This window comes from Clavibacter phaseoli (assembly GCF_021922925.1).
GTDB lineage: Bacteria > Actinomycetota > Actinomycetes > Actinomycetales > Microbacteriaceae > Clavibacter > Clavibacter phaseoli.
On sequence record NZ_CP040786.1, the window covers coordinates 2,826,983 to 2,843,121 of the forward strand.

The following is a 16,139-nucleotide window of genomic DNA, read 5'->3' on the forward strand; positions in this document are numbered from 1 at the left end:
TCTGTCGGCTGCGGTCCCTCCCCACACCCCCGTACTCGGCCCCGTCCCCCGGATCCGGCGTCCACCGGTCATCCCGCTCCGCCGCGTCGCACGATGCGGGGCGACGGGAGAGGACGGGACGCGATGCAGGAGCAGGTGAGCGGTTGGGGCGGCGATCCGCTCGCGGGGGCGGGGCGTGGGAGCGACAGCGCTCCCGGGCAGCTGCGCGCCGAGGCGCAGTCGCGGGCGCACGCGCTCGCCGTCCTCGCGGACGCGGTGGCGGAGACGCATCGCGGCATCGCGACCTGCCGGGACGATCCGTCGTGGTCCGGCCGGGCGCACGACGCGTTCGTCCGCGCGCTGGACGACCTCGCTGGCCGCGTGGCGCTCGCCGGGACCCTGCTCCACGACGCCCAGCGGGCAGCGGGATCCACGCCCGGCTGCTCCGGAGCGCACCCGTGAGCGGGCCGGCGATCCCGGGTCTCACCGTCACCGTGGGAGGCGGCACCGCGGTGGAGACGGACGACCTCGCGCGCATCGCCGCGCGGCTCGACGACGCGGGTGGGCGCCTGGACGACCACGCCCGCGCGCTCGCGCTGCCGCCGCTCGTGACCACGGTGACGGGCGACCACGACGCCGCGCTCGATCCGCCGCGGGGCCTCCTCTCGTCCGCCGCCCACGACGCGCGGGCGCTCGCCGCCGACCTGCGTCGCGTCGCCGCCGAGTACGCCGACGGGGAGCGGGACGTCGACCGCTGCGTGCGATCCGCGTCGGGCGACGGTGCGACGGATGCGGCCCGCCCGTCCCCGCATGGCCTCGGCGAGGAGCTCGTCCGCGTGGGGACCGACGGGCTACGGCTGCTGGGTGTCGGCGTCCTGCTCGCCCTCCACCCCGACGGGCCCGGCCGGGTCATGCTCCCCGGCGTCCTCCGCGACGCCGTCTCGGACGCCGCGGCCTCGGCCACGCGCTTCCTCCCGGGTCGCCCGGCCGTCGACGACGGCGTGCGCGAGACGACCGCGGGCCTCCTCGCCGCGCTGGGTGCCGTCGGCCTCCTGCGGGACGCGCCGGCGACCGTCCACGTCCGCCGTGACGCGATCCGCCCGGCGCCGTCGAGCCTGGGGGACCTCGCCGACCGGATCCCCGACCCGGTCCCCGGCGCCCCGCAGATGCGCGTCGAGGAGTACCGGGCGCCGGACGGGCGCCGCCGCTTCGTCGCGTACCTCGGCGGCATGGTGACGCTGGATCCGCGCACCGGGCGCGAGGACTTCGGACCGGCGTCGGCGGCCGAGGCGCTCGCGACCGAGGGCGGATCCGCCGTCCGCGCGGCCGAGACGGCGCTCCGCGAGGCGGGCGCGACCGCCGAGGACGAGGTCTACGTCGTCGGCTACTCGATGGGCGGGATCCTCGCCCGGTCGGTGGGCGACGCCCCGGGCTTCCACGTCACCCACGAGCTCGCGTTCGGCTCCCCGGTCGGGCAGCTGCCGATCCGCCAGGGGATCGACGGCGTGGCGGTGGAGCACACGGACGACCTCGTCCCCGCGCTCGGCGGCGCGCGCCCGTCGGACGGCGACGCGGGCGACGACGTCGTGGTGCGGTCCCCGGCCTTCGACGCGACGGCACCGGCGGGCCCGCTGGACGCGCACGATCTGGGCACCTACCGGGCGACGGCGGCCGAGATGGACGCCTCGCGCTCCCCGCTCCTGGAGCGGGCGAGGGACGAGCTCCACGGGTTCCTCGACGGGGCGACGCCGGTCGCGTCCCACCTCTACCGGGCCGAGCGGCCGATCCACGCCACGTCCAGCTCCTCGGGCGGTGGGATGTGACGCGCGGGTCAGGCCCTCGAGGTCACCGGTCGGAGCACGAGGCCCACCAGCCAGCTGAAGAGCGCCATGAGCAGGGCGCCGAGCACGCCCCACCAGAAGCCCTCGACCGTGAGGCCGAAGCCGAGCGCGTCGGAGATCGCGGCCACGAGGAGGAAGAGCAGCCCGTTGACGATGAGCGCGATGAGACCGAGCGTGAGGACGTAGAGGGGGAACGCCACGATGCGGATGGCGGTGCCGATCACGCCGTTCACGACGCCGAAGATCGCGCCGAGCAGCAGGTAGGTGAGCACGGTGGCCGTGGTGTCGCCCCGTTCGTAGGCGGTCACGACGGTGCCGGAGACGATGAGCGTGGTGAGCCAGAGCGCGACGGCGTTGACGACCACGCGGACGAGGAATCGGGGCATGCGCCGATCCTCGCAGACGCCGCCCCGGCGGACCATGGGCGCCGCGGCGGCCCGCCCGTAGAATCGCCCGGTGATCCCCGAACCCGCCGCCCCCGTCCGGCTCCGCCCCGCCATCGCGGCCATGGTCGCCTACCGCCAGGGCAAGCCGGCCGGCGAGGACGACTTCAAGCTCTCCAGCAACGAGAACCCGTTCGACCCGCTGCCCTCGGTGCTCGCGCGCATCGACCAGGTGCGCGACGTGAACCGCTACCCCGACGCCGGCGCGACCCTGCTGCGCACCGCGCTCGCCGAGCGCTTCGGCGTCACGGTCGACCACGTCCACGCCGGCGCCGGATCCGTGGCGATCCTCTCGCAGCTCATCACGGCGGCCGCGGGCCCCGGCGACGAGGTCGTCCACGCGTGGCGCTCCTTCGAGGCGTACCCCACCCTCATCACGGTCGCGGGCGCCACGGGCGTCCCCGTCCCGAACCTGCCGGACCACTCGCACGACGTCGACGGCATGATCGCCGCCCTCACCGACCGCACGCGCGTCGTGATCGTCTGCACGCCGAACAACCCCACCGGCACGCTCGTCACGGAGGCCGACCTCGAGCGCCTGCTCGCGGCCGTCCCCCGCGACGTCCTCGTGCTCCTCGACGAGGCGTACGGCGAGTTCGTCGGCCCGGAGCATGCCCTCGACGGCATGCGCCTCCTCGCCGACCACCCGAACCTCGTCGTCCTCCGCACGTTCTCCAAGGCGTACGGGCTCGCCGGCCTCCGCATCGGCTACGCCGTCGGCCACCCGCGCATCCTCGACGCGGCCCGCTCCGCCGCCATCCCGCTGTCCGTCACGGGCCACGCGCAGCACGCGGCGCTGGCCTCGCTCGAGCACGAGGACGAGCTCCTGGAGCGCGTGGCCGTGCTCGCGCGCGATCGCGACGAGGCGTGGCGCGCGCTCACCGAGCAGGGCTGGGACGTGCCGCGACCGCATGGCAACTTCGTCTGGCTGGCGACGGGCGCCGAGACCGCGGAGGTGGAGGCGCGGCTCGCGGCCGCCGGGCTCGTGGTGCGCGCGTTCGGGTCCGAGGGGATCCGCGTCACCATCGGGGAGCCCGCCTCTGTCCGGAAGCTACTGAACGCCTCGGCGGGAATTGTCCGGGGGCTGCCGGAGGGCCACCCGGCGCGCCGGTAGGTTGGGACGATGCCGGAAAGCGATGTGACGGTCCAGCTCCTGACCCCCGCGGGCGAGCTCGCACCGAGCGACTCCGCCGAGGAGTTCCTCCCGTACTTCGAGCGACTCACGGAGGACGACCACCGCGGCTTCCTCCGCGACATGCGCCTCACGCGGGCGTTCGACCTCGAGGCCACGAACCTCCAGCGCCAGGGCCACCTCGGCCTCTGGGCGCCGAGCACCGGCCAGGAGGCGGCGCAGGTCGGATCCGGCCGGGCCACCCGCCCGCAGGACCACGTGTTCCCCGCGTACCGCGAGCACGGCGTCGCGCTCATCCGCGGCGTCGACCCGGTCGACATCGTGCGGCTCATGCGCGGCGTCACCCACGGCGGCTGGGATCCGGCGGTGGCGAACTTCCACCTCTACACGCTGGTCATCGGCTCGCAGGCGCTGCACGCCACGGGCTACGCGATGGGCGTCGCGTTCGACGGCGACGTCGCCACCGGCGACCCGGACCGGGACACCGCGGTCATCGCCTACTACGGCGACGGCGCCACCAGCCAGGGCGACGTGAGCGAGGCGTTCGTCTTCGCCGCGAGCTTCCAGACCCCGCAGGTCTTCTTCCTCCAGAACAACCACTGGGCGATCTCCGTCCCGGTCTCCACGCAGTCGCGCACGCCCCTCTACCTGCGGTCGCGGGGCTTCGGGGTGCCGAGCACGCAGGTCGACGGCAACGACGTCTTCGCGAGCTACGCCGTCACGGCCAAGCACCTCGACGACGCGCGGAACGGCGGGGGCCCCTCCTTCATCGAGGCGCTCACGTACCGCGTCGGCGCGCACACCTCGAGCGACGACCCCACGAAGTACCGCACCGACGAGGAGCTGCAGGGCTGGGTCGCGAAGGACCCCATCGCCCGGCTCGAGGCGTACCTGCGCGCCCAGGGCGCGCCGCAGTCGCTCTTCGACGGCATCGACGAGGAGGCCAAGGACCTCGCCGCCGACGTCCGCCGCCGCACCATCGAGCTCACGAGCCCGGCGCTGCCCGGCATCTTCGACCACGTCTACTCGGAGCCGCACCCCGTCACGACGGAGCAGCGCGAGTGGCTCGAGCGCTACGAGGCCTCCCTGGGAGGGAACCGATGACCGACACCATCGATCGCGCCGCGACCCCCGCGGGATCCGACGACGCCGCGACGCGCGGCACGGGAGCCCCCGCCGGCATCGAGAGTATGCCCATGGCCAAGGCGCTCAACGCCGGCCTCCGCCGCGCGCTCGAGGAGGACGACAAGGTCCTGCTCATGGGCGAGGACATCGGCCCGCTCGGCGGCGTCTTCCGCATCACCGAGCACCTGCAGCGCGACTTCGGCGACCGCCGCGTCATCGACACGCCGCTCGCCGAGTCCGGCATCGTCGGCACGGCCATCGGACTCGCGATGCGCGGCTACCGGCCCGTGTGCGAGATCCAGTTCGACGGCTTCATCTACCCGGCCTTCGACCAGATCACGAGCCAGCTCGCCAAGATCACCAACCGGCACGAGGGCGCGATGCGCATGCCCGTCGTGATCCGCGTGCCGTACGGCGGCCACATCGGCGCCATCGAGCACCACCAGGAGAGCCCCGAGGCGTACTTCGCGCACACCCCCGGCCTCCGCGTCGTCAGCCCGAGCACCCCGCACGACGCCTACTGGATGATCCAGGAGGCCATCAAGAGCGACGACCCGGTCATGTTCTTCGAGCCCAAGGCGCGCTACCGGCCGAAGGGCGAGGTCGACTTCTCCGCCCCCGGCATCGGCCTGCACGAGAGCCGCGTCGTCCGCTCCGGCACCGACGTCACGCTCGTCGGGCACGGCGCCATGGTCGCGATGCTGCTGCAGGCGGCCGAGCTCGCCGCCGAGGAGGGCACGAGCGTCGAGGTCGTCGACCTGCGCTCGCTGTCGCCCGTCGACTACGGCCCCATCCTCGAGTCGGTCCAGCGCACCGGCCGCCTGGTCGTCGCGCAGGAGGCGCCCGGCCACGTGTCGGTCGGCTCCGAGATCGCGGCGACCGTCACCGAGCGCGCGTTCTACTCGCTCGAGGCGCCGGTGATCCGCGTCTCCGGCTTCGACGCCCCGTTCCCTCCCGCGAAGCTCGAGACGCTGTACCTCCCGGATGCCGACCGCATCCTCGAGGCCGTCGACCGCTCGCTCGCCTACTAGACGCCGCACCCGTCACGACGCCCGCCGCCCGCGCGGCACGAAGAAGAGGACCGCACGATGGCTGATTCCGAGTTCACCCTGCCCGACGTGGGCGAGGGCCTCATCGACGCCGAGATCGTCTCGTGGCGCGTGCAGCCGGGCGACCAGGTGGCGCTCAACCAGGTGATCGTCGAGATCGAGACGGCGAAGTCGCTCGTCGAGCTGCCGAGCCCGTTCGAGGGCACGGTCTCGGGGTTGCTCGTGCAGGAGGGCCAGACGGTCGAGGTGGGCACGCCCATCATCGCCATCGCGCAGGGCTCGCCGAGCGTCTCCGCGCCCGCCGAGACGCCGGCGCAGATGGCCCTCCCGGGAGAGACGGTGATCGAGGACGACACCGCCATCGAGAACCGCGAGCCGGCGCCTGCGCCCGCCGCCGAGGAGGCATCGGGGGCCGTGCTCGTGGGCTACGGCACGGTCGGCAAGGTCGCCAGCCGCCGTCGTCGCGCCGAGCCGGGCGACGCCGCCCCGGCCGCCCGCCACGCCGCGCGTCCGGGCGCCTCGGCCGGAGCGGCAGCCTCCCGCGCCCCGCGTCCCGACTCGGTGCCCGCCGCCTCCGCCGTGCCGATCATCGCCAAGCCCCCCATCCGCAAGCTCGCCAAGGACCTCGAGGTCGACCTGGCCGAGGTCGAGGCCACCGGGCTGGTGGGCGAGATCACGCGCGAGGACGTCATCCGCACGGCGCAGCAGGCGAGCGTCTTCAAGAACATCGAGACGCCGGAGTGGCCGGACGCGCGCGAGGAGCGGATCCCCGTCAAGGGCGTCCGAAAGGTCATCGCCTCCGCCATGGTGCAGAGCGCGTTCCAGGCGCCCCACGTGAGCCTGTTCGTCGACGTCGACGCCACCCGCACGATGGAGTTCGTCAAGCGCCTCAAGGCGTCCACCGACTTCGCGGGCGTCAAGGTCTCGCCGCTGCTCATCATGGCGAAGGCGATGATCTGGGCCGTGCGCCGGAACCCCACCGTCAACTCCTCGTGGACCGACCAGGAGATCATCGTCCGCCACTACGTGAACCTCGGCGTCGCCGCCGCGACGCCGCGCGGGCTCGTGGTCCCGAACGTCAAGGAGGCGCAGGCCATGTCGCTGCTGGAGCTCGCCCGCTCGCTCGAGCAGCTGACCCTGACGGCGCGCGACGGCAAGACGAGCCCGGCGGACATGAGCCAGGGCACCATCACGATCACCAACATCGGCGTCTTCGGCATGGACACCGGCACGCCGATCCTCAACCCGGGCGAGGTCGCGATCGTCGCGCTCGGCACGATCAAGCAGAGGCCGTGGGTCGTCGACGGCGAGGTGCGCCCGCGCTTCGTCACGACCATCGGCGCGAGCTTCGACCACCGCGTGGTCGACGGCGACGTCGCGAGCCGCTTCCTGGCGGACGTCGCGAGCATCATCGAGGAGCCCGCGCTGCTCCTGGAGTGAGTCCCCGCCGTCCACAGCGGCGCCGCGATGGTACTGATACCGGTTCTCAATAGCGTATCGTCGGACGCATGAACCGTCGCCCCCTCACCGCCCTGCTCGCCGTCTCGCTCCTCGCCGTCCCGCTCGCGGGCTGCGCCTCCGGATCCGGGGCCCCCTCCGGCGACGCGTCCGCGTCCGGCGGGGCGACGCTCGAGGTCGTCGCCTCGACGGACGTCTACGGCGACATCGCGCAGCAGATCGGCGGCGACGACGTGAAGGTGACGTCGATCATCGACAGCCCCGACAAGGACCCGCACGAGTACCAGGCCACCTCCCGCGACCAGCTGGCGCTCTCCACGGCCGACGTCGTGATCCAGAACGGCGGCGGCTACGACGACTTCGTCGACACCATGATCAGCGCGCTCCCGGGCGGGAAGAGCCCGGTCCTCCTCAATGCGGCCGACATCTCGGGCTACGACCAGAAGCCGGCCGAGGGGGAGTTCAACGAGCACGTCTGGTACGACATGCCCACGATGAAGAAGCTCGCCGAGGAGATCGAGCAGGCGTTCTCGAAGGCGGATCCCGCCGGCGCCGCCACGTTCGAGGCGAACGAGCAGGCCTTCACGGCGAAGCTCGACACGATCGCCGCGGCCGAGGCCGCCGCGAAGTCGGCCGGCACCGGCAAGGGCGTCGCGATCACCGAGCCCGTGCCGCTGTACCTCACGAGCGCCATGGGCCTCGAGAACCGCACGCCGGACGAGTTCAGCGAGGCCGTCGAGGAGGGCACCGACGTCCCCGCCGACGTGCTCAAGGAGACGCTCGCCCTCTTCTCGGAGAAGCAGGTCGCGGCGCTCGTCTACAACTCGCAGACCACGGGCGCCACGACCGACCAGGTGGTCGCCGCCGCGAAGGCCGCCGGCATCCCCGTCGTGCCGGTCACGGAGACCCTGCCCGCCGACCTGCCCGCGGGCAGCGGGTACGTTGAGTGGATGACCGAGAACGTCGACGCCGTGGCCTCCGCGATCCGGGGATCGTGACCGGCGCACCCGTCCTGAGCCTCCGGGACGCGACGCTCGCGTTCGGCGCGCGCACCCTCTGGAGCGGACTCGACCTCGACGTGGCGCCCGGCGAGTTCGTCGCGGTGCTCGGTCCGAACGGATCCGGCAAGACCAGCTTCCTCAAGTCCGTCCTCGGCGCCCAGCACCTCACGTCGGGGGAGATGCGCTTCCTCGACGAGCCCGTGCGCCGCGGTGCGCGACGCATCGGCTACATCCCGCAGCAGAAGCTCATCACCGCGTCGACGCCCGTGCGGGCCCGCGACCTCGTCGGCTTCGGCGTCACCGGCCACCGCTGGGGGCTGCCGATCAGCCGCCGCGCCGAGCGGGCCCGGGTCGACGAGCTGCTCGACGCTGTCGGAGCCACCGCCTACGCCGATGCGCCGGTCGCGACGCTCTCCGGTGGCGAGCAGCAGCGGCTGCGCGTGGCCCAGGCCCTGGCGTCGGATCCGCGGCTCCTCCTCTGCGACGAGCCGCTCCTCAGCCTCGACCTCGGCCACCAGCGCGTGGTCAGCGAGCTCATCGACCGGCACCGCAGGGAGACCGGCGCGGCGGTCGTCTTCGTCACCCACGACGTCAACCCCGTGCTCGACATGGTCGACCGGGTGCTCTACCTCGTGGGTGGCCGGTTCCGCATCGGCACGCCCGACGAGGTCCTCGACTCCGAGGTGCTGAGCTCGCTCTACGGCACGCCCGTCGACGTGGTGCGCGTGCGCGGCCGCGTCGTCGTGGTCGGCGCCACCGACGACTTGCACGGCCACCACTCGCACGACGACGAGGACGGCGACCACGGGTCGCACGGCGTGCACGACGCCGCGCCCGCCGACGGGAGGGCCGCGTGATCCACCTCATCGCGGACGCGGGCGACGTCTGGTCGCGCCTGTTCGACTTCTCCGACTACGGCGCGCTCGTCGCGCTGCTGCGGAACAGCATCATCGCGGGCGCCGTGCTCGGCGTCGTCGGCGGCCTCATCGGCGTCTTCGTCATGACGCGCGACCTCGCCTTCGCGGTGCACGGCGTGAGCGAGCTGTCGTTCGCGGGTGCCGCGGCGGCCCTGCTGCTCGGCGTCAACGTCGTGGGCGGATCCCTCGTGGGATCCCTCATCGCGGCGATCGCCATCGGCGTGCTCGGCACGCGCGCGAAGGACCGCAACTCGATCATCGCCGTCATCATGCCGTTCGGCCTGGGGCTCGGGATCCTGTTCCTCGCCCTCTACGACGGCCGAGCAAGCAACAAGTTCGGCCTGCTCACGGGCCAGATCGTCTCGGTCGACAACCCGCAGCTCGGCTACCTCGTCGCCATCAGCGCGGTCGTCATCGTCGGCCTCGCGGTCGTCTGGCGGCCGCTCATGTTCGCGAGCGTCGACCCCGACGTGGCGGCGGCCCGCGGCGTGCCGGTGCGGACCCTCTCCATCGTGTTCATGATCCTGCTCGGGCTCGGCACGGCGGTCTCCATCCAGATCGTCGGCGCGCTGCTCGTGCTCTCGCTGCTGGTGACGCCCGCGGCCGCCGCGATGCGCGTCTCGTCGACGCCCCGCGTGGTCGTCTCGCTCAGCGTGCTGTTCGCGCTCGCGAGCATCGTCGGCGGGATCATGCTCGCGCTCGGCAGCAGCATCCCCATCAGCCCGTACGTCACCACCATCTCGTTCACGATCTACCTGGTCTGCCGCGGCATCGACGCCCTCCGGGCGCGCAGCGGCGCCTCGGGCGGGACGCGTACCCTGGCGGGGCGGGGAGGATCGCCCGCCGGGAGGGCACGGGCATGAAGCGGAACACGTGGCAGCGCGAGGCCGTCAGGCAGGCGCTGGACGCCTCGACCGAGTTCGTGAGCGCGCAGCGGCTGCATGCGCGGCTGCACGACGCGGGATCCCCGATCGGCCTGGCCACCGTCTACCGCGCGCTCGGCGACCTCGCCGCGGAGGGCGACGCCGACTCGCTGCAGTCGCCCGACGGCGAGGCGCTCTACCGCACGTGCGCCACGGGCGGCCACCACCACCACCTCATCTGCCGCGTCTGCGGGAAGACCGTCGAGATCGCGGCCGACGAGGTCGAGTCCTGGGCGCACGACGTCGCCGCGCGCAACGGCTTCACGGCGCCGAGCCACGTCGTCGACGTGTTCGGGCTCTGCGCCGAGTGCACGCGGCGCGCGGCCGACGCGGCGTCGGCGGACGCGTCGGCGACCGCCGCCGAGGCCCCCGCATCCGCATGATCCCGGGCCCTCGGCTTGCGCCCGGGCGTGTCGTCGCGTAGCCTCGATCCTTGGCCGAGCGGCTCATCCGCTCGCATGTGCGCCCATCCCCCTCTCTCGAGAACAGGGGACGGGCGTGCCGACAAGAAATCTTGGGTAGGGCGGTCTCGCCCTACGGTACCTACGGAGGAAACCATGGCAGCAACCTGCCAGGTGACCGGCGCCGTCCCCGGCTTCGGACACAACATCTCGCACTCGCACCGGCGCACCAAGCGCCGCTTCGACCCGAACGTGCAGAAGAAGACGTACTACGTCCCCTCGCTGCGTCGCAACGTCAAGCTCACGCTCTCCGCGAAGGGCATCAAGGTCATCGACGCCCGCGGCATCGAGTCCGTCGTCAAGGACCTCCTCGGTCGTGGGGTGAAGATCTAATGGCCAAGCAGCAGGACGTCCGTCCGATCATCAAGCTCCGCTCGACGGCTGGCACCGGGTACACGTACGTGACCCGCAAGAACCGCCGCAACAACCCCGACCGCCTCGTGCTGAAGAAGTACGACCCGGTCGTCCGCAAGCACGTCGACTTCCGCGAGGAGCGCTAACCATGGCCAAGAAGAGCAAGATCGCCCGCAACGAGCAGCGCAAGGTCATCGTCGAGCGGTACGCCGCGAAGCGCCTCGAGCTGAAGAAGGCCCTCGTGGACCCGAACGGCACCGACGAGAGCCGCGAGGCGGCCCGCGCCGGCATCCAGCGCCTCCCGCGCGACGCCTCGCCCGTCCGCGTGCGCCAGCGCGACGGCATCGACGGTCGCCCCCGCGGCAACCTGTCGAAGTTCGGCATCTCCCGCGTGCGCTTCCGGGACATGGCCCACCGCGGCGAGCTTCCGGGCATCACGAAGTCCAGCTGGTAGGTTCCAAGCGGCCGTACGGCCGAACGGACCGCTGATGGCCTGATCGGGTCGCACGGTCCGCTGACGTAGACAGACACCATCCACCACACGGCCGCTCGCGAAGAACGGCACCAGGTCCGAGGAGGACACCCATGGCTGACAAGTCACTCAACCGCACCGAGCTCGTTGCCGCCGTCGCCGCGGAGTCGGGCCAGAGCCAGGCCGCCGTCAACGGCGTGCTGGACGCGCTCTTCTCCACCGTCGCGACCAACGTCGCCGATGGCGTCAAGGTCACGATCCCGGGCTGGGTCGCGTTCGAGCAGACGGCTCGCGCCGCGCGCACGGGCCGCAACCCGCAGACGGGCGAGCCCCTCGAGATCAAGGCGTCCAAGGGCGTCAAGGTCTCCGCCGGCAGCAAGCTCAAGGCCGCCGTCAAGTAGTCCTCCTCACCACACGCCCAGCGGGGGCGCCGACTCCGGTCGGCGCCCCCGCTGTCGCGTTCCCGGGAGGCGATCCGGCGGCCAGCCGGCCGTCAGCGGGCGGAGGTTAGGCTGATCCCCTCATGCCCAGACTCCTCCGCGTCGCGGGGCCCGCCGCCCTCGTCATCGTCGCGTTCCTCTCGCTGCTGGCCGCGCTCGCCATCGGCGGAGGCGCCGCCCCGCAGCTGCTCGAGGACGCGGGTCCCGTGGTCCGCTACGGCCTCCCCGCCGCGAAGATGATGGTGAACATCTCGGCGGCCACGGCCATCGGCGCCCTGCTGCTCGCGGCCTTCGCCCTCTCGCGCCAGCGCCCCGAGTACGGCCGGGCTCTCGACATCGCCGCCGCGGGCGCCGCCCTCTGGACGGTCGCCTCCGCGATCACGGCCTTCTTCACCTTCCTCAGCGTCTCGGGCACGCCGTTCTCCTTCAGCTCCGAGTTCGGGACGAGCCTCGGCCTGGTGCTCACGCAGATCTCCGTGGGCCAGGCCTGGCTCGCGACCACCCTCATCGCCGCGACCGTCACGGTGCTGTGCTTCGCGGTGCGCAACCACACCGCCATCGCCTTCGTGCTCGTGATCGCGGTCGGCGGCCTCGTGCCCATGGCCCAGCAGGGCCACGCGGGCGGCACCGAGGGGCACGACGCCGCGGTCAACGCGCTCGGCCTGCACCTCGTGTTCGCCGCCGTCTGGCTGGGCGGGCTGCTCACGATGGTGCTGCTGCGGTCGAAGCTCGACGGCGACCGGCTCGTGCCGGTGCTGCGGCGCTACTCGGCGGTCGCGCTCGTGTGCTTCGTGGTCGTCGCGGCGTCCGGGTACGTGAGCGCGGAGATCCGCGTGGGCACGCTCGACCGGCTGCTGACCGCTTACGGGCTGCTGGTGCTGATCAAGGTGGCGGCGCTCCTCGCGCTCGGCCTGTTCGGCGCCGCGTACCGGCGCGTGCTGATCGGGAAGCTCGAGGAGCGCGGATCCGCGGCGCGCGGCCCGTTCTGGTGGCTCGTCACCGCCGAGCTCGCGTTCATGGGCGTCGCGTCCGGCGTGGCCGCCGCGCTCGCCCGCACGGCGCCGCCCGTGAGCCAGGTCGTCGCGACGCAGCTGCCGGATCCCACGCCCGCGCAGATCCTCACCGGCGAGCCCCTGCCGCCCGAGCTCACGCCCATGCGCTACCTCACCGAGTGGAACTTCGACCTGCTCTGGATCCTGCTCTGCGCCTTCGGGATCTTCTTCTACCTGGCGGGCGTGCACCGCCTCCGCACGCGCGGCGACGCGTGGCCCATCCACCGCTCGATCCTCTGGGTCGCGGGCATGGTCGGCCTCTTCTACATCACCAACGGCGGCGTGAACGTCTACCAGAAGTACCTCTTCAGCTCGCACATGCTGGCGCACATGGTGCTCGCCATGGTCATCCCGCTGCTGCTCGTGCCGGGCGCCCCGGTCACGCTCGCCATGCGGGCCATCCGCAAGCGGCAGGACGGCAGCCGCGGCGGGCGCGAGTGGATCCTCATGGCCGTGCACTCCCGATTCGCGTCGTTCGTGGGCCACCCGATCGTGGCGGCCGTGCTCTTCGCCGGCTCGCTGCTCGTCTTCTACTACTCGCCGCTGTTCAGCTGGGCCACGACCGACCACATCGGGCACCAGTGGATGATCGTGCACTTCCTCATCGTCGGGTACCTCTTCACGCAGAACCTCATCGGCGTCGACCCGATGAAGGTGCGCATCGCCTACCCGATGCGCCTGCTGCTGCTGCTCGCGACCATGGCGTTCCACGCGTTCTTCGGCCTCTCGCTCATGACGGGCACCGGGCTGCTGCTCGCGGACTGGTTCGGCGCGATGGGCCGGCCGTGGGGCGAGTCGGCGCTGGCCGATCAGCAGGCCGGCGGTGGCATCGCGTGGAGCATCGGCGAGATCCCGACGGTGATCCTCGCGATCGTCACGGCGATCATGTGGAGCAAGAGCGACAAGCGGGACTCGGTGCGGTACGACCGGAAGGCCGACCGCGACGGCGACGCCGAGCTCCAGGCGTACAACCGCAACCTCGAGGCGCTGCAGGCCAGCGAGCGGCGCTAGCGGGCGCCGCCGGCCGGGCTGCCCGGATCAGTCGCGCGGGTGCGCGCGGCGGCGAGCGGACACGAGCACGGCGACGCCCGCCATCAGCTCCCACGCGGTGACCGTGTAGACGGATCCGCGCTCCCAGACGCCGTCGATCGTCGAGCCGCCGAGCGACTGCAGCAGGGCGAGCGCGACGAGGCCGACGACGCCCAGCGCGACGCTCGCGACGCGGAAGGGCCGCGCGGCGCCGACGCGGCCGGAGCCGAGGCCCGCCGTGATGGAGGCGGCGTTGCCCGCGATGATGGCCATGCCCGCGCCGACCACGTGCATCCAGCCGATGCCGCTGGCGGCGCTCGAGGCGCTGCCGTGGATGATGCCGACCACCGTGATCCCGACGGCGTGCACGGCGGCGAGGGCGAGGAAGACGCGGCGGGGTCCGGCGCGGAGGGCGCGGGTCGCGATCACGGCGGCCGCGAGGTAGAGGACGCCCTGCAGGATGAAGCCCGCGTTCATCACCGCGTGGAGCGGCGAGTCGATGGCGCGGCCCTGGTACAGGGCGACGTCGGGCACGCCGAGGTCGCTGATGTAGTCGGCGGAGTAGCTGTAACCGGGGAAGGCGGACGCGGCGATCGCCTCGGTGCCGACGTAGACGACGGCGGCCGCGATCCAGGCGACGCCGGCGGCCGTGGGGATCACCGGGTGACGCGGGACCATGTCACCTCCGACTCGGCGACGACCGGGAACAGGCAGCCGGCGGCCACCTGGGCGTCGAAGTCGGCGCCCGACGTGTCGGCGACCATCATCATCGCGTGCGGGAACTCGGCGCGGTCTCCCGACGCGTCACGGTAGCGATCGACGTGCACGGCGTGCGCACCCGAGCCATCGGGCTCGAGGTCGGGCTGCCAGGCGCTCATGTGGAACACGTCCGGGAGGCAGCCGCGCTTCGGCTCGTACTCGTCGAGGAGCACCAGGCTGATCGCGCCCGGTACCTCGTCGAGGCCCGTCAGGCGGATGTCGATGCCCGCGGCGCCGAGGTCGGTGAAGGTCAGCGTCCCGACGGCGTCGTCGATCCCCGGGACCGTCACCTCGCCGGAGCCGAACTCCACGGGATCGGACGCGACCGGTCGGGTGGGGACGGGGTCGGGCGAGGAGGCCGCGGCGGGCGTGTGGCGGGCGACCGGGGTGGTGGTCGGGACGGGAGCGGCCGGCGTCGACGTGCATCCGGCGAGGACCGCGCCGATCGCGAGCGCTGCTGCGGCGACGGAGGTCACCGCGACGGGCGTCGAGCGCCGCGCGGGGCGGCGGAGTCGGACGTGCATCGGGCTCCTGTTCCGGCGCCGTGACGAGAAGCCGACGACGCTGCTGACGATCATGGTCGCGCACGGCCGGGACCGCATCATCCGAGCGAATGCGTTGACACGACAAAGTGCTTTGCCTTACAAAGTAACGAGGGCGGGAGCCCGGCGGACGAGGGTCGTCCGCGGAGAGGCGGAGATGGACACGACGACGCATCAGGACGAGGTCGACGACGACGGGCCCGTGCCCGACCCACGGGAGATGCACGCGCTCATGGAGGAGCAGCGTCGCGTCGCGGTCGACGCGCAGACGTCGTTCGTCTGGGTCATGGAGATCTGCTGGGGCGCCGCCTGGCTCCTCGGGTACACGGCCCTGTGGCTCATCGACGGGTCGGAGGCGGTGAGCCTGCCGCTGCTCGTGGCGGTCGGGATCTTCGCGGGGCTGATCCTCGCGTCCAGCATCGTGAGCGTCGTGCTCGGCGTCCGCGGAACCGCCGGCATCGCGACCACGGGCGAAGGGCGCTGGCAGGGCCGCGTCTACGGGATCAGCTGGTCGGTGGCGATGGTCTCGGTCTACGTGCTCGGCATCGGCCTGGCGTTCAACGACGCCCCCAGCCGCCTGCTCTCGATCTACTTCACGTCGGGCTTCTCGTTCGTCGCCGGGCTCATGCTGCTGTCGACCGCCGCGCTGTTCCACTCGCGCTCGTCGCTGCTGCTCGGGTCGATCCTCGTGGTGGCCGCGCTCGCGGCACCCTTCGCCGGCTACCCGGGCAACTACCTCGCGATGGCCTTGCTGGGCGGAGGCGCGTACCTCGTGACGGGGATCACGGCAGCGGTCCTCGCCGCCCGTGCCCGCCGCTCGCTGCGAGCCCGCCTTGCCTGACCTCGATCCCGTCATCCACGCGCAGGCCCGGCTGCGGATCGTGGCGGCGCTCGCGACGCTGGACGCGGGGGAGTCGCTGTCCTTCCCGCGGCTGCAGGAGATCCTCGACATGACGGCCGGCAACCTGTCGACGCACCTCCGGAAGCTCGAGGACCCCGGCTACGTCGAGGTGCGGAAGACGCACGAGGGCCGGCAGCCCGTGACGTACCTCGCGCTCACGACCGTCGGCCGCCGCGCGTTCGAGGACTACCGGCGGGCGCTCACGGCGATGCTCGACACGTAGCCGCCGCGACGACGAGGGCCCGCCGCGCTGCGTGCGCG

At 72.7% G+C, this 16,139-nt stretch carries 20 protein-coding genes; 17 read left to right on the plus strand and 3 right to left on the minus strand.

The window, feature by feature from the left end:
• Positions 1–123: 123 nt before the first annotated feature.
• Positions 124–441: a hypothetical protein gene (locus FGI33_RS13375; protein ID WP_119435183.1), complete on the plus strand. Its 318-nt coding sequence runs from the start codon at positions 124–126 to the stop codon at positions 439–441.
• Positions 438–1,802, plus strand: a complete 1,365-nt coding sequence (locus tag FGI33_RS13380; protein ID WP_237582014.1) for a hypothetical protein — start codon at positions 438–440, stop codon at positions 1,800–1,802. The genes FGI33_RS13375 and FGI33_RS13380 overlap by 4 nt, the downstream gene beginning before the upstream one ends.
• Before the next feature lie 8 nt (positions 1,803–1,810).
• Here FGI33_RS13380 and FGI33_RS13385 read toward each other — a convergent pair whose 3' ends face one another.
• Positions 1,811–2,206 carry a phage holin family protein gene (locus tag FGI33_RS13385; protein ID WP_119434799.1) on the minus strand — a complete coding sequence of 132 codons (396 nt, stop codon included), beginning with the start codon at positions 2,204–2,206 and terminating at the stop codon, positions 1,811–1,813.
• A 121-nt stretch (positions 2,207–2,327) separates the two neighbouring features.
• Here FGI33_RS13385 and FGI33_RS13390 point away from each other — a divergent pair, with 121 nt between their 5' ends.
• From FGI33_RS13390 to FGI33_RS13450, 13 genes are all read left to right on the plus strand, one after another.
• Positions 2,328–3,377: a pyridoxal phosphate-dependent aminotransferase gene (locus FGI33_RS13390; protein WP_391510287.1), complete on the plus strand. Its 1,050-nt coding sequence runs from the start codon at positions 2,328–2,330 to the stop codon at positions 3,375–3,377.
• Positions 3,378–3,386: 9 nt separating this feature from the next.
• Complete coding sequence (locus FGI33_RS13395; protein ID WP_119434801.1) at positions 3,387–4,499, plus strand: thiamine pyrophosphate-dependent dehydrogenase E1 component subunit alpha; 1,113 nt, start codon at positions 3,387–3,389, stop codon at positions 4,497–4,499.
• 86 nt (positions 4,500–4,585) lie between these two features.
• The gene (locus FGI33_RS13400) at positions 4,586–5,551 is read left to right on the plus strand and encodes an alpha-ketoacid dehydrogenase subunit beta (protein ID WP_119401940.1); all 966 of its coding nucleotides are present in this window, start codon (positions 4,586–4,588) and stop codon (positions 5,549–5,551) included.
• A 57-nt stretch (positions 5,552–5,608) separates the two neighbouring features.
• Positions 5,609–7,009: a dihydrolipoamide acetyltransferase family protein gene (locus tag FGI33_RS13405; RefSeq protein WP_237582015.1), complete on the plus strand. Its 1,401-nt coding sequence runs from the start codon at positions 5,609–5,611 to the stop codon at positions 7,007–7,009.
• Positions 7,010–7,077: 68 nt separating this feature from the next.
• Positions 7,078–8,025: a metal ABC transporter substrate-binding protein gene (locus FGI33_RS13410; protein WP_119434291.1), complete on the plus strand. Its 948-nt coding sequence runs from the start codon at positions 7,078–7,080 to the stop codon at positions 8,023–8,025.
• A complete protein-coding gene (locus FGI33_RS13415) occupies positions 8,022–8,885 on the plus strand; it encodes a metal ABC transporter ATP-binding protein (protein ID WP_119434290.1) in 864 nt (287 codons plus the stop codon). Before FGI33_RS13410 ends, FGI33_RS13415 begins: the two co-directional genes overlap by 4 nt.
• Positions 8,882–9,808, plus strand: coding sequence for a metal ABC transporter permease (locus FGI33_RS13420; protein ID WP_119434289.1), 927 nt, complete (start codon positions 8,882–8,884; stop codon positions 9,806–9,808). Before FGI33_RS13415 ends, FGI33_RS13420 begins: the two co-directional genes overlap by 4 nt.
• Complete coding sequence (locus FGI33_RS13425) at positions 9,805–10,251, plus strand: Fur family transcriptional regulator (protein ID WP_119434288.1); 447 nt, start codon at positions 9,805–9,807, stop codon at positions 10,249–10,251. Before FGI33_RS13420 ends, FGI33_RS13425 begins: the two co-directional genes overlap by 4 nt.
• A gap of 174 nt (positions 10,252–10,425) precedes the next feature.
• Positions 10,426–10,662, plus strand: a complete 237-nt coding sequence (gene rpmB / locus FGI33_RS13430; RefSeq protein ID WP_015491494.1) for a 50S ribosomal protein L28 — start codon at positions 10,426–10,428, stop codon at positions 10,660–10,662.
• Positions 10,662–10,829 carry a 50S ribosomal protein L33 gene (rpmG, locus tag FGI33_RS13435; RefSeq protein WP_011187086.1) on the plus strand — a complete coding sequence of 56 codons (168 nt, stop codon included), beginning with the start codon at positions 10,662–10,664 and terminating at the stop codon, positions 10,827–10,829. Before rpmB ends, rpmG begins: the two co-directional genes overlap by 1 nt.
• Before the next feature lie 2 nt (positions 10,830–10,831).
• Positions 10,832–11,137 carry a 30S ribosomal protein S14 gene (rpsN, locus tag FGI33_RS13440; protein WP_015491493.1) on the plus strand — a complete coding sequence of 102 codons (306 nt, stop codon included), beginning with the start codon at positions 10,832–10,834 and terminating at the stop codon, positions 11,135–11,137.
• 131 nt (positions 11,138–11,268) lie between these two features.
• Positions 11,269–11,556, plus strand: coding sequence for an HU family DNA-binding protein (locus FGI33_RS13445; RefSeq protein WP_012039622.1), 288 nt, complete (start codon positions 11,269–11,271; stop codon positions 11,554–11,556).
• Positions 11,557–11,678: 122 nt separating this feature from the next.
• Positions 11,679–13,658: a bifunctional copper resistance protein CopD/cytochrome c oxidase assembly protein gene (locus FGI33_RS13450; protein WP_119434287.1), complete on the plus strand. Its 1,980-nt coding sequence runs from the start codon at positions 11,679–11,681 to the stop codon at positions 13,656–13,658.
• Between the two features lie 27 nt (positions 13,659–13,685).
• Here FGI33_RS13450 and FGI33_RS13455 read toward each other — a convergent pair whose 3' ends face one another.
• Positions 13,686–14,354, minus strand: coding sequence for a DUF998 domain-containing protein (locus tag FGI33_RS13455; RefSeq protein WP_119434286.1), 669 nt, complete (start codon positions 14,352–14,354; stop codon positions 13,686–13,688).
• Complete coding sequence (locus FGI33_RS13460) at positions 14,333–14,959, minus strand: hypothetical protein (protein ID WP_119434285.1); 627 nt, start codon at positions 14,957–14,959, stop codon at positions 14,333–14,335. The genes FGI33_RS13455 and FGI33_RS13460 overlap by 22 nt, the downstream gene beginning before the upstream one ends.
• A gap of 175 nt (positions 14,960–15,134) precedes the next feature.
• Here FGI33_RS13460 and FGI33_RS13465 point away from each other — a divergent pair, with 175 nt between their 5' ends.
• Together FGI33_RS13465 and FGI33_RS13470 are read left to right on the plus strand one after the other, a co-directional pair.
• Entirely contained in the window at positions 15,135–15,818 is a 684-nt protein-coding gene (locus FGI33_RS13465) for a hypothetical protein (protein WP_119434284.1), read from the plus strand.
• Positions 15,811–16,101 carry a transcriptional regulator gene (locus FGI33_RS13470; protein ID WP_119401628.1) on the plus strand — a complete coding sequence of 97 codons (291 nt, stop codon included), beginning with the start codon at positions 15,811–15,813 and terminating at the stop codon, positions 16,099–16,101. Before FGI33_RS13465 ends, FGI33_RS13470 begins: the two co-directional genes overlap by 8 nt.
• Positions 16,102–16,139 lie beyond the last annotated feature (38 nt).